The organism is Streptosporangium minutum (genome assembly GCF_002149035.1).
Classification (GTDB): domain Bacteria; phylum Actinomycetota; class Actinomycetes; order Streptosporangiales; family Streptosporangiaceae; genus Streptosporangium; species Streptosporangium minutum.
Genome location: NZ_NGFP01000104.1, coordinates 18,532 through 30,258, shown reverse-complemented (window position 1 = coordinate 30,258; position 11,727 = coordinate 18,532). Strand labels below are relative to the sequence as shown.

The window sequence follows — 11,727 nt, the reverse complement described above, 5'->3', positions numbered from 1 at the left end:
GGCCTGGCGGGGAGGGATACGGGTCCGTCGGGGACCGGTGCGAGGTGACCGCTCAGCAAGGCACTGCCGCCGACCAGCAGCGAAGCTGAAATACTCAGGGCAAGAACCCACACAACGGATTTAAGGTCACAACGCTTTACGTTCCTGAACATAGGCCGTAAACCTTATTACCTCCATCGCTGTTGTCGATCAGGCCGGGGAGGTCGTGATCGGGCAGTGGCGCGACGGCGGATCGACAGCCGGCCCCCCGTCGCCGGTGCCGGACGGCGGCGACCGAACGGAGACGTCATGACGACGCAGACCACGCAGACGTCGCAGACCACGGAGGAGTTCGCCGAGCGGCTGCTCCGATCCGCGCTGGGCGCCTTTGAGGTGCTCTCGGTGCACCTGGGGGACCGGCTGGGCTGGTATCGGGCACTCGCCGGGCACGGACCGGCCACCGCCGCCGAGCTGACCGCCCGCGCCTGCGGCCACGAGCGATACGCCCGGGAGTGGCTGGAGCAGCAGGCCGCCTGCGGCATCCTGACGGTCGGCGAGGACGGCCGCTTCGCCCTGCCGGAAGGCGCCGCGGAGGTGCTGACCGACGAGTCCAGCCTCGCCTACCTCGCGCCGCTGGCCCGGATGATCGCCGGAGCCGCCGCGCAGACGCCCGCCCTGCTGGAGGCCTACCGGGACGGCGGCGGCGTCGGCTGGGCCGCCTTCGGGCCGGACGTGCGGGAGTCCCAGGCCGAGATGAACCGGCCCTGGTTCGAGCAGGCGCTGCCGGACGCCCTCGCCGGGGTGCCCGACCTCGACGCGCTGCTGCGCCGTCCCGGCGCCCGCGTCGCCGACGTCGGCTGCGGCGGCGGCTGGTCCACCATCGCCCTGGCCAGGGCCTACCCGCAGGCGGTCGTCGAGGGGATCGACATCGACGGCCCCTCGATCGAGCTGGCCGTGCGCAACGCGGACCGGGCCGGAGCGGACGCCGCCTTCCGCCACGGCGACGCGCACGCGCTCGCCGGCAACGCCTACGACGCGGTCTTCGCCTTCGAGTGCATCCACGACATGCCCCAGCCGGTGGACACGCTCACCCAGATACGGCGGGCGCTCAGGCGAGGGGGGACGGTCGTCGTCATGGACGAGGCCACCGCCGTCTCCCTCACCGCGCCCGCCGACGACACCGAGCGGCTGCTGTACGGCTTCAGCCTGCTCATCTGCCTGCCCGACGGAATGTCCCACCAGCCCTCCGCCGGCACCGGCACCGTGATGCGCCCCGCCACTCTGCGCCGCTACGCGATCGAGGCGGGCTACCGTGCCGTCGAGGTCCTGCCGATCAGCGACTTCGGGTTCTGGCGCTTCTACCGGCTGCTGCCGTGACCGTCCGCGCCCGGGAGCCGTCCCCGGAGCGCGCCGGCGGCGGGACGTGAGGCGACCGCCGCCGTCCGTCCCGGATCCTCGCCGCGGATCCCCGCCGTACGGGGATCCGCGGACCCGGCCGCCTACGAGTGGGGACAGGTGTCCCGGTACTCCGAGATGTTCCTGTCGCCCTGGGGGGCCGGGCACAGGAACTGCTCATAGCGGGTGTCGTCGTCGATGAACCTCTTCAGCCAGGAGATGCCGTACTTGGCGATCGTGGTGTTGGAGGTGTTGGGCGCGAAGTGGCCCGCGCCGTCGAGCTCCAGGTAGGCCTTGTCCAGCGAGGACGGCAGGCTGTTGTAGAACGGCTTCGAGTGCGAGGCCACCGGGGCGATCGTGTCGTTCTCGGCGCCGACGACCAGGGTCGGGACCCGTACCCCCGACCAGCTCTTCGTGAGGTTCCACCCGGTGAGCGGGATCGCGGCCTGCAGCTGCGGCCTGTCGGCCGCCGCCTCCAGCGTGCCGCCGCCGCCCATGGAGTGGCCCATCACGCCGAGCCGGCCGCCGTCGATCCGGCGCGCCACCGAACTCTCCTCGACCAGGTAGTCGAGCGCGGCCAGGAGCTGACGGCCCCGGCTGGCGGGCTGGTCGCTCCGGGTGAGGGTGTCGATGTTGAAGACGACGAAGCCCTGGGAGGCGATCCGGGGCGCGAGCCAGGCCATGCTGGACTTGTCGGCGGTGTAGCCGGGGGCGATGGCGACGGCCCCGAACGTCCCCTCGCCGGTGCTGGTCGGGTAGTAGATCGTTCCCCCGCCGAAGCCGGTCACACGCAGTGACGAGACGTTGGTCTCCGCGATGGCGAACGGGCCCCGGACGGCCTCGATGCTGGAGACGGTGGGGTTGGGGCCGCGCTCGTACGGGTTCGCCGCGGCCTGCGCGGCGGGGGCCGCGAAGGGCGCGGCGTGGGCGGCGGGGGCGAGCGCGCCGCCCGCCAGGACCAGTGCGAGGGTCAGTTTGGCGACCGTCCCCGCACTGCTGGCCGGTCCGGACGCCGTCTCGCCACGGCCGGACACGTGCGGTTGCGGACGGAGGGGGGTGGGGTTGTCTGACTGCACGTCGCTGTACTCCCTGTTCGGAGGGGGACCAGGCCGGCGGCCGTCCACGCCGGAGACCGGCCGATACGGGGAGGTATGCGGTCACGGCCTCCGGGCGGTCCCTGATGACCGCCGGCAGTCGTAATTGTCAGGTCGCGATGTCATCCACGCATCGGTGAAATCACCCGTCGCCGAAGGGAGACCCGTCGCCGGTCAGGACAGCAGCCGGACCAGCTCCACCCTGGAACGGATGTCGAGCTTGGCGAAGATGTTCCTGAGATGGTGCTCGACGGTGCGCGGGCTCAGGTAGAGCCGGGCCGCCACCTCCCGGTTGGTGGCGCCGTCGGCGACGATCCGCGCGATCTGGAACTGCTGCGCCGTCAGCTTCTCCGCGGCCTTGGGGCCGCGTGACCGGACGGTCTCCCCCGCCCCGCGCAGCTCCGCGCGAGCCTGCTCGGTCCAGAGCCGCGCCCCGGATCGTTCGAACGTCTCCAGCGCGCTGTGCAGATGCTCCCTGGCCGCGCCGGGCCGCCGGTTGCGGCGCAGCACGCTGCCGAACAGCAGCTGGGTGCGTGCCGTCTCGAACTCGCACAGTCCCTGGTGGTGCAGGTCCAGCGCGTCGCGGAACCGCTCCTCGGCCTCCCCGGGCGCGGCCAGGAGCGCGTGACAGCGCGCCGCCAGCGCCAGACGGTCGGGGCTGCGGGTGCTGCCCACCCACCGGTCGAGCACCCGCAGCGCCGCCCGCGCCTGCTCGTGCTCGCCCGTCCGCACGGCGGCCTCGACGAGATGAGGAGTCGCCATGACCCGCACGACGAGGTGACCGTTCGTGCCGTCCGTCCGGGCCGTCGCCCGCAGCCGCTTCGCCGCGCCCGCGTGGCGTCCCGCGGCGAGATCCAGATGGGCCAGCGCCCAGTTGCCGAGCGCTCCGGCGACGCCCAGGCCGTGGGCGCCCGCCAGCTCGATGGCGCTGCCGGCCCTGATCCGGCACGTCTCCTCGTCACCCTCGACCGCCGAGGTGAGGGCGAGCCAGGCCAGGTGCTGACCCGCGCTGTTGAGCTGGCCGGACTCCTGGGCCAGCCGGAGGCCCTCGACCGCGTTGGCGGCGACCGAGGCGTAGCGGCCCACCCAGATCTCGGTCTGGATCATGAATTCCAGCACCTGCGGCACCGCGGACACGGCTCCCCGGACGCGTGCGGCCTCCACTGCCCGGGTCGACAGCCCGAGCGCCCGGACGTCGTCGCCGAGCAGCAGGCTGGCGACGCCCGCCCAGACCAGCACCGACGGGTTGCGGACCGAGGGGGCGATTTCCAGGACCCGGCGGAGCGGATCCGCCGCCTCCCGGTGCCGGCCGCGGAAGGTCGCGGCGATGCCCGCCAGATACTCGAACATCAGCTGGGTGGCCGCCGGATCGTCCGGCCGGCGTAGTGCGGCGGCCTGCCGGGCTATGGCCAGGAAACGGGAGTTGTCCCCGGCCAGATAGCTGGCTTCGCTCGCACGCAGGAGCGCGCGGACGGCCCGCCCGCGGTCCCGGTCGAGCAGCCAACCGGCCGCCGAGAGCAGCTCGTCACGGGCGCTGCCCGTCTTCCCGCTGCGCAGCTCCAGGCTGCCCCGGATCAACTCGGCCTGGCCCCGCACCTCCTCCGATACCGTCAGGGAGCACAGGCGGGTGAGCAGCGATCTGGCGCGCCGCGCGAGCCCCGCGTGCCAGGCCCGGTTGGCGGCGGCGGCCAGGCGGGCGGCCTTGACGTCACCGCGGGCCGTGAGCTCCGCGGCCCGTTCGAAGGCGAGCCAGGGGGCCGGGTAACCTCTGTGGGAGCCCGCGGCGGCCGCCGCGGCCAGCTCGTCGGCCAGCCGCTCACCGGGGCCGTCCAGCGAGACGGCCCGGTGCCATGCCCGCCGCAACCGCTGGTGATCATGGTCGAGGACGCTCGCGAGCAGGCGGTGCGCCGCCCGCCTGCGGGCGGATGAGGCCTCGGCGTAGACCACCGGCCCCATCGCCGGGTCGCGGAAGTCATGGCGGTCTCCGGGCGCGCTGACGATGACACCCGCACGCTCGGCCGGTTCGAGCAGGGTGAGGGCGCACGCCGGTTCGGCGGCCCGGACCAGCGAGGCCATGTCCAGGTCCGGGTCGGCCGCCAGCAGCAGGAGCAGGTCCCCGGTCGCCGCGGGCAACCGGGCCAGCCGGTCCGCGTACGCACGCCACAGCCGCCCGCCCGGCGGAAGCGTGTCGGGCGGAGCGGCGGCGCCGGTCACCTGGGCCGCGCTGAGCGATCCGACGAGCTCGCGGAGGGCGAGGGGATTGCCGCGGGCGATCTCGATCAGCGATGCCCGCAGCTCCGCGCCGAGCCCCTCCGGCGCCAGATCGTCGGCCAGCCGGCGGCACGCGTCCTCGCCGAGACCTCCCAGCCGGAGCTCGGGGACGCCCTCCGGGGCGGGGCCGTCGTCACGTGCCCCGAAGAGCAGCACGATCCGCTCCCCGGCCAGGCGCCTGGCCGCGAAGAAGAGCGCCTCGCGGCTGGGCGCGTCAAGATGGTGGACGTCGTCGACGCAGGCCAGCACCGGCCTCCCCACGGCCGCCAGGAGGTTGAGAACCGAGGCGGGCAGGGCCAGCCCGCCGCCGGTCGCCCCCAGCTCCAGCGCCCCCGCGAGCACCTCCGCCTGCGCCGCGGGCAGCGCCGGCAGCCGGTCCATGACCGGGCGGAGCAGGCCGTGCAGTCCGGCGCAGGGCAGTGCGGCCTCCGCCTCGACGCCGCGGGTCCTGAGCACGACGAATCCCTCCGCCTGGTCCACCGCGAAGTCGAGCATCGCGCTCTTGCCCATTCCCGGCGCGCCCAGCAGGACCATGGCGCCCCCTGACCGGCCGCGGGCGCCGTCGACCAGCCGTCGCAGGATGTCCTGTTCCGCGTCACGGCCGCGCAGCGCCGGTGACCGGATGACGGGGGAGACGGAAGGCATGCCTCAGTGTTACGCGGACATGTCGTGGCTGAAAAGGTCGAGCGCGGTGCTCGTCCGCGGCGGCCCCGTGGCCTGCGCCGCCGCCCGGCCGTCCGCCGTGGGACCGGTGATTTCACCGATGCGCGGACCCGGGACCGCCCTTTTGGCGGACCTCGCCGCCGGCAGGGCGTCGATCTCCGTCCAGCCCTGCGGGATCAAGGGTCTCCCCGATGCGCCCGGCGCAGGCGTCCGGAGAGAAGGCCGGAGGCGTGGATTCGGAGGCGTGGATGAGCCTTCTGCCGTCCCTGAAACGCCGGCATGCCGGCTTGATCGGCTGTTCTCCACCCGGTATGCGGTGCGCGGTCCGGCCGGCCGCGACTGGTGCGTCCGCCAGCGGGCATCCTCCTGGCGTGCCGTGTTGTCTCCGGAATACGGCTTTCCGGATATCCATGGATCGAACTTGTGGCTGGTGATCAGCTTGTGACCGGCCGGTCACAAGCGGACGGCCGGTCACCAATGGAAGGAGGCCGTCATGCAGCATTTCGACGTGGCGATCATCGGTGGCGGGCCGGCCGGGCTGACGGCGGCGATGGCGCTCAGCCGGTCCCTGCGCCGGGTGGTGGTCCTGGACTCCGTGCGCCCGCCCCGCAACGTCTTCGCCAAGGAGGTGCACGGCATCGTCGGCCTTGACGGGGTGAGCCCCGGCGAATACCGTCGCCGCGCCTGGGACGACCTGAAGAAGTACGGCATGGCCGAGCTGCACGAGGTCACCGGCACCGACGTGACCCCCGGTCCCGAGGACGGATTCACCGTCACCGCCGAGGACAGCCGTCCGATGTGGGCCCGGCGGGTGCTGCTCACCGCGGGCATGGTCGATGTCCATCCCGAGATCGAGGGGTTCGGCGAGTGCTGGGGCAAGACGGTCATCCACTGCCCGCTCTGCCTGGGCTGGGAGAACCGCGACCGCACCTGGGGCGTGGTGACCGGCGACCCGGAGTTCGCCGCGACCGCCGCCGCCGGGTTCTCCGCCTGGAGCGACGACGTGATCGTCCTGACAGACGGCGCCACGCCGGCGGGTGAGTGGGGTGGGGCGGCGGTCGTCGAGGGGAAGATCCGCAGGCTGCACCACATCGGCGGGGACCTGCGCGCGGTCGAACTGGCCGACGGCACGGTCATCGACCGGCAGACCCTGCTCTGGCAGCTCGACCAGAGGCCCGTGCCGCTGATCGCCCACCTCGCCGAACACCGGGGACTGGCGATGGACGAGGACGGCTATGTGGAGGTCGACGGCTCATTCCGCACCAGCGTGCCCGGCGTCTACGCCGCCGGAGACCTCGTCACCGAGGCGCAGGCCGCGGTCGAGTCGGCCGCCGGCGGGTCGGGCGCGGCCTTCCAGATCATCGCCGACACCGGGAGGCCTAGCGGGCCGTCCCCGGTCGGCTACCCGTCGGCGGCCCAGCCGTGAACGCCTCTCAGGACGGTGGCGACGCGGGCGAACCGCTCGCGGTCCAGGACCGACCCCTCACGCCGGATGTCGTCCTCGTCGAGCTCGAAGATCCGGTCCAGTCGCAGGTAGGAGACCCGGTTGTCCTGGTCCCAGCGTCCGGGGCCGATCTCCAGCCACTCGCGGGGGTCGCCGCCCCCGCCGCGGCTGGACAGCATCATCGCCAGCAGCCGCCGCCCGTGACGGCCGACCACCAGCAGAGGCCGGTCCTTGCCCCGGTCCGGATCCTCCTCATAGGGGACCCAGGCCCAGACGATCTCGCCGGGATCGGCGAACCCGTCCAGGTCGGGGGAGTAGTCGATGGTCGCCGCCCGGGCCACGTCGTAGACCTCCCGGACCGCGCCACGGGCCGGTCGCGGGTCCTCACCAAGATCGCGCACCAGGGTATTTTATTGGACGCCCGCTGCGCGGCCGGCCGGGCCCCCTCTCGCCGGCGGCACCCGTTGGCGCAAAGGCCCGCGCCTCACGCCCCGGCCCGCTCCGCCACGCCCCGGTCCACTCTGCGCCGGTCCGGTCCGGTCCACCACGCCCCGGTCCGGTCCACCACGCCCCGGTCCGGTCCGCCACGCCCCGGTCTGCCCCGGTCCGAACCGCCCGGTCCGGCCCGCTCCGTCACGCCCGGTCCACTCCGCGCCGGTCCGCGCTGTTCCGGTCGCGGTGGCGAGCGGGAGGAACTCGCCTGTGACCCCCATGCCTACGGTCCCAGGGCCCGGACAGCCGTCTCGATGGGGGTGTCGCCGCCGATGAGCTCCAGGGTGCGGTGGTGGCCGGCGGGGGTGTCCAGCAGCGCGGCGATCACCGCGGCGACGTCTTCGCGAGGCACCTGGCCAGGGGGCAGCGGCGGATCCGAGAGGGTGACCAGGGCCGTTCCGGGGACGTCGGTCAGCGCTCCGGGGCGGAGTATCGTCCAGTCCAGGTCGCGGCCGCGCAGGTCGTTCTCCGCCTCGGTCTTGGCCGTGATGTAGGCCGCCCAGACCTCGTCGCCGCCCGGCTCCGGCGGCTTGCCGGCACCCATGGAGGAGATCTGGACGAAGCGGCTGACCCCGGCGCGCTCGGCCGCGTCGGCCAGCAGGACCGAGGCCCCGCGGTCGACGGTGTCCTTGCGGGCCGCGCCGCTGTCCGGCCCCGCTCCGGCGGCGAACACCACCGCGTCGGCCCCCGCCAGGTGAGCGGCCACCTCCTCCACCGAGGCCTTCTCCAGATCGCACAGGACGGCCCGGGCCCCGGCCGCCTGGATGTCCGGCTCGTGCTCGGGCCTGCGGATCAGCCCGACCGGCTCGTCGCCACGTCCGGCGAGCAGCCGCTCCAGCCGTAGAGCGATCTTCCCGTGTCCACCCGCGATGACTATTCGCATGTCAGTCCCCCTCGGATGATCCTCGCACGGCCCCGCGGCCCGCGTCCCGGAGGGACACGGGCCGGCGTCACCCGGACGTCCGTACGGCCTGGAGGGCACGGGGAGCGGTGCCGCGGCACGCCTCAGCGGGTGGAGTCCTCCGGCGGGTACGGGCTCCGCCCGGCCCGGATCGCTGCGGCCATCCGGGCCGTGTGGGCCTGCACGGCCCGGTGCAGGCCGGGGCCGAAGCTCACACGGGCCACTCCGCTCGCGGCCAGCTCCTCGAGTGACGGGGTTCCGGGACGGAACAGGATGTTGATCGGGCCGTCGATCTCCTCGGCCAGCGCCCGGATCTCGTCAGCCCCGGAGGCGAAGAGCGGGTAGACGCAGTCGGCGCCGGCCCGCAGGTAGCGGCGGCCGCGCCGGACGGACTCGGCGAGCCTCTCGGCGGGGGTCCCCTCGCCGTGCAGGTAGGTGTCGACCCGGGCGTTGATCACCAGGTCGGTGCCCGCCTCGATGGCCGCGGCGCGGACCGCCGCCAGGAAGGCGGCCTGCTCATCGGCGTCGATCATCTCACCCGTGCGGGGGTCGGAGTCCTCCAGGTTGCAGCCGACCGCGCCGGTGGCGGCGAGCCGTCCCACCAGCTCCGCCGGCTCCAGGCCGTAGCCGCGCTCCAGGTCGGCGGTGACGGGGACGCCGGCCACCCGGACGATCCGGCCGACCGCGGCCAGCATCTCCTCGACCGGCGCGGCATGTCCGTCGTCGTAGCCGAGTGCGGAGGCGACCGCGGCACTGCCGGTGGCGAGCGCGGGGAACCCGGCCGCCTCGACGGTGCGGGCCGACGCGGCGTCCCAGACGTTGGGCAGCACCAAGGGGGCTCCCGGTACGTGCAGCGCCCGGAGCGTCGCCGCCCGCTGTGCGGCTGTCGGGTCCATCGTGTCACCGGTGCCGGTCTCTGTGGTCATGGCAGGACTCTAGAGGGCCTGTGGACCGACTTTAAGATCCGATAAGGGGGCAATCCGCTGGGCCACTTTCCGGGAGCCCGCCCGGAACTCCTGTGGCTACGGCGATCCGCCACTCGGTTGACCGGCGGCGCGCAGCCCGTCGAGCAGCAGGTCGACGAGGTGGTCGGCCTGTTCCTCGCGGTCAGGCTCCGTCTCCGTGGCCAGGGCGATGGCGTTGACGAGTTTCAGCAGTTGCCGCACCGTGACGTCCACGCGGATGTCGCCCGCCTGCTGGCCCCGGGTGAGCAGGGCGGACGCGGAGGCGAAGACGGCGTCGCGACACCCTGACTCCTCGCCCGTGCCCATCGCGGCCATGAGCGAGGCGGCCAGGCCGCGGCCGGTGCCGCCCTGGGCGACGACGGCCTTGAGCCACGAGGTCAGCGCCTCCCCCGGTGAAGGCGCCTCGAGCAGGTCCTCGGCCTGGCGGCAGAGGGCCTCGATGTGGTCGCGGTGTACGGCTTCGAGCAACGCCTGCCGCGTCGGGAAGTGGCGGTAGAGCGTCGCGTTGCCGACGCCCGCCCGCTTGGCGATGTCGTCGAGCGGTGCCTGGGGGCCCAGCTCGGCGAAGGCCGCGCCGGCCGCGGCGAGCAGGCGATCGTAGTTGCGCAGTGCGTCGGCGCGTACGGGTCTGGCGGGTGGTGGTGTCACGACTCTCCCGGGTTGTGAAACGGGGATAGTCCCCGTATCGTATCGCGAGGTTAACCGGGGACATTCCCCGTTTATTGGGGCGGGAGATCTGTACGGCCGAGCCGGAGAAGTAAGCGGCCAGGCACGTCGAGCGCTTCGCGATGGAGCGGTACGACGGCGTTCTCCCGCTGCGGATGCCCACCGGCGACGGCCCGCGGCGGAGCCCGGCGGTACGACGCGCGGGCTGACCCGCGCCGTGCTCCAGCGCCCTGGAGGCGGCGCCTGCTGGACGACCTGGCCTCCGGCCGCGCCGGCTGTTCGGAACCTGATCGAGGAGGACGTCATGAAGGACATCGTTTTGGTGACGGGCGCCACGGGCACCCAGGGCGGTGCGGCGGCGCGCGAGCTGCTGGCCGCCGGGTGGCGCGTGCGGGCCCTGGTACGCGACCCGCGGACGGCGAGCGGTCGTGTGCTGGCCGACGTCGGCGCCGAGGTGGTGCGCGGCGACATGGACGACCGGGCCTCGCTCGACGCCGCACTCCGCGGGGTACACGGCGTCTTCAGCGTCCAGCCCACCATGGGCTACCCGGGCACGCCACCCTCGTTCACCGTCGAGGACGAGCTACGGCTGGGCAGGAACGTGGCCGACGCCGCCGCCGACGCCGGAGTCGGGCACTTCGTGTACGCGTCGGTCGGCGCCGCCGACGCGGGCCACGGCATCCGCCGCTGGGAGAGCAAGGCGGAGCTGGAGGCGTACGCCCGGCGGCTCGGACTGCCGATCACGGTCCTGCGGCCGGTCCGTTTCATGGAAAACCAGATCGATCCGCGTTTCGGCACCCGTGACGGCGTGATGGCGGACGTCGTCTTTCCCGACGTGCCGGTGCAGCTCATCGCCGGCGCCGACATCGGCGCCTTCGCAGCCCTGGCCTTCACCCACCCGGCGCAGTACCTGGGTCAGACGCTCGAACTGGCCGGCGACGAGCTCGCCATGACCGAGATCGCGCGGATCATGGGGGAGGCGGTCGGCCGGACGATCACCTACCGGGCCGTCCCGCGTGAAACCCTCCTCGACATGGGCCATGACGCCCTCGCCGGCTACGAGTTCGCCAACCACGCGGGAGGCTGGCACGCCGACATCCCGGCCCTGCGCGCGCGGCACCCGGGGTTGATGGATTTCCGCACGTGGCTGGAGCGCGAGGGCGCGGCGAAGTACGCCGCCCGGCAACCCGCCTGAGCACCCGCCGGGTTCCCCGCCGCGCCCTTTCACGGGGAGACCGCGTGGCGGGACCGCGCCCATGCCGTGGTGGCCAGAACCGTCCTGGTCGTAGAGGCCGTGTCCCCGGTCGGGTCGCCCATGCCCGGCAGGTCGATGGCGATGGCGATGACGGTGCGGCCGGGCCGGGTCCGTCCGCAAGCTCGTCGTGGACCCCGGTGGCCTTCAGGCGTGCCCGGGAACGGACCCGGTGGCCCTCAGGCGTGCCCGGGAACGGAGGAGACCCCCGGCCCCCTGTCGGGTGCCGGGGGTCCCCCGAGCCGGTCAGGCGCTCTTACGGCGCTGGGCGCGTAGGATCGCCAAGCGCTCGTTGAGCACTTCCTCCAGGTCCTCGATCGTGCGGCGCTCCAGCAGCATGTCCCAGTGTGTCCGCGGGGGCTTGGCCTTCTTGGCCTCCGGCAGCTCGCCGTCGACCCGGATGGCGGTCGCGCCGCACATGCGACACTCCCAGGTCGCCGGGATCTCGGCCTCAGCGGCGAGCGGAACGTCGAATCGATGGCCCTTCGGGCAGGTGTAGGACACCTCCTGGCGCGGGGCCAGATCGGTGTTGCGGTCGTTCTCGTAGCTGGTCGCCCCGAGCCGGGTACCGCGTAGCGCACGCTCGCCCATGTCTGAATGCCTCC

Annotated in this window: 10 protein-coding genes; 3 read left to right on the top strand and 7 right to left on the bottom strand. The window is 73.5% G+C overall.

The window, feature by feature from the left end; all coding sequences use genetic code 11:
• The first annotated feature begins 288 nt into the window (after nt 1-288).
• On the top strand, nt 289-1,356 hold the full coding sequence (locus CA984_RS22295; RefSeq protein ID WP_086575474.1) for a class I SAM-dependent methyltransferase: 1,068 nt from the start codon (nt 289-291) through the stop codon (nt 1,354-1,356).
• 122 nt (nt 1,357-1,478) lie between these two features.
• Here CA984_RS22295 and bdeA read toward each other — a convergent pair whose 3' ends face one another.
• Together bdeA and CA984_RS22285 are read right to left on the bottom strand one after the other, a co-directional pair.
• On the bottom strand, nt 1,479-2,450 hold the full coding sequence (gene bdeA / locus CA984_RS22290) for a bis(hydroxyethyl) terephthalate hydrolase (RefSeq protein ID WP_108724611.1): 972 nt from the start codon (nt 2,448-2,450) through the stop codon (nt 1,479-1,481).
• A 192-nt stretch (nt 2,451-2,642) separates the two neighbouring features.
• The gene (locus tag CA984_RS22285) at nt 2,643-5,384 is read right to left on the bottom strand and encodes a LuxR C-terminal-related transcriptional regulator (RefSeq protein WP_086575471.1); all 2,742 of its coding nucleotides are present in this window, start codon (nt 5,382-5,384) and stop codon (nt 2,643-2,645) included.
• Nucleotides 5,385-5,895: 511 nt separating this feature from the next.
• On the opposite strand from CA984_RS22285, the gene CA984_RS22275 reads away from it, so the two are divergent.
• Complete coding sequence (locus CA984_RS22275) at nt 5,896-6,828, top strand: NAD(P)/FAD-dependent oxidoreductase (protein ID WP_086575465.1); 933 nt, start codon at nt 5,896-5,898, stop codon at nt 6,826-6,828.
• On the opposite strand, the gene CA984_RS22270 is transcribed toward CA984_RS22275, so the two are convergent.
• The 4 genes from CA984_RS22270 to CA984_RS48065 form a co-directional block, all read right to left on the bottom strand.
• A complete protein-coding gene (locus tag CA984_RS22270; RefSeq protein ID WP_031172496.1) occupies nt 6,804-7,247 on the bottom strand; it encodes a type II toxin-antitoxin system PemK/MazF family toxin in 444 nt (147 codons plus the stop codon). The genes CA984_RS22275 and CA984_RS22270 overlap by 25 nt on opposite strands.
• Nucleotides 7,248-7,561: 314 nt before the next feature.
• Complete coding sequence (locus tag CA984_RS22265; protein ID WP_086575463.1) at nt 7,562-8,221, bottom strand: SDR family oxidoreductase; 660 nt, start codon at nt 8,219-8,221, stop codon at nt 7,562-7,564.
• A 122-nt stretch (nt 8,222-8,343) separates the two neighbouring features.
• Complete coding sequence (locus CA984_RS22260; protein ID WP_086575461.1) at nt 8,344-9,165, bottom strand: isocitrate lyase/PEP mutase family protein; 822 nt, start codon at nt 9,163-9,165, stop codon at nt 8,344-8,346.
• 96 nt (nt 9,166-9,261) lie between these two features.
• A complete protein-coding gene (locus CA984_RS48065; protein WP_242676101.1) occupies nt 9,262-9,852 on the bottom strand; it encodes a TetR/AcrR family transcriptional regulator in 591 nt (196 codons plus the stop codon).
• Nucleotides 9,853-10,174: 322 nt separating this feature from the next.
• Here CA984_RS48065 and CA984_RS22250 point away from each other — a divergent pair, with 322 nt between their 5' ends.
• Entirely contained in the window at nt 10,175-11,065 is an 891-nt protein-coding gene (locus tag CA984_RS22250; protein WP_086575455.1) for an NmrA/HSCARG family protein, read from the top strand.
• Between the two features lie 303 nt (nt 11,066-11,368).
• On the opposite strand, the gene CA984_RS22245 is transcribed toward CA984_RS22250, so the two are convergent.
• Nucleotides 11,369-11,713, bottom strand: coding sequence for an RNA polymerase-binding protein RbpA (locus CA984_RS22245; RefSeq protein ID WP_012892001.1), 345 nt, complete (start codon nt 11,711-11,713; stop codon nt 11,369-11,371).
• Nucleotides 11,714-11,727: the final 14 nt, after the last annotated feature.

Excerpts from the sequence above, each read along its gene's own strand:
- CA984_RS22295 (WP_086575474.1), top strand. The coding sequence starts at position 289 with ATGACGACGCAGACCACGCAGACGTCGCAGACCACGGAGGAGTTCGCC.
- CA984_RS22285 (WP_086575471.1), bottom strand. The coding sequence starts at position 5,384 with ATGCCTTCCGTCTCCCCCGTCATCCGGTCACCGGCGCTGCGCGGCCGT.
- CA984_RS22275 (WP_086575465.1), top strand. The coding sequence starts at position 5,896 with ATGCAGCATTTCGACGTGGCGATCATCGGTGGCGGGCCGGCCGGGCTG.
- CA984_RS22265 (WP_086575463.1), bottom strand. The coding sequence starts at position 8,221 with ATGCGAATAGTCATCGCGGGTGGACACGGGAAGATCGCTCTACGGCTG.
- CA984_RS22260 (WP_086575461.1), bottom strand. The coding sequence starts at position 9,165 with ATGACCACAGAGACCGGCACCGGTGACACGATGGACCCGACAGCCGCA.
- CA984_RS22250 (WP_086575455.1), top strand. The coding sequence starts at position 10,175 with ATGAAGGACATCGTTTTGGTGACGGGCGCCACGGGCACCCAGGGCGGT.
- CA984_RS22245 (WP_012892001.1), bottom strand. The coding sequence starts at position 11,713 with ATGGGCGAGCGTGCGCTACGCGGTACCCGGCTCGGGGCGACCAGCTAC.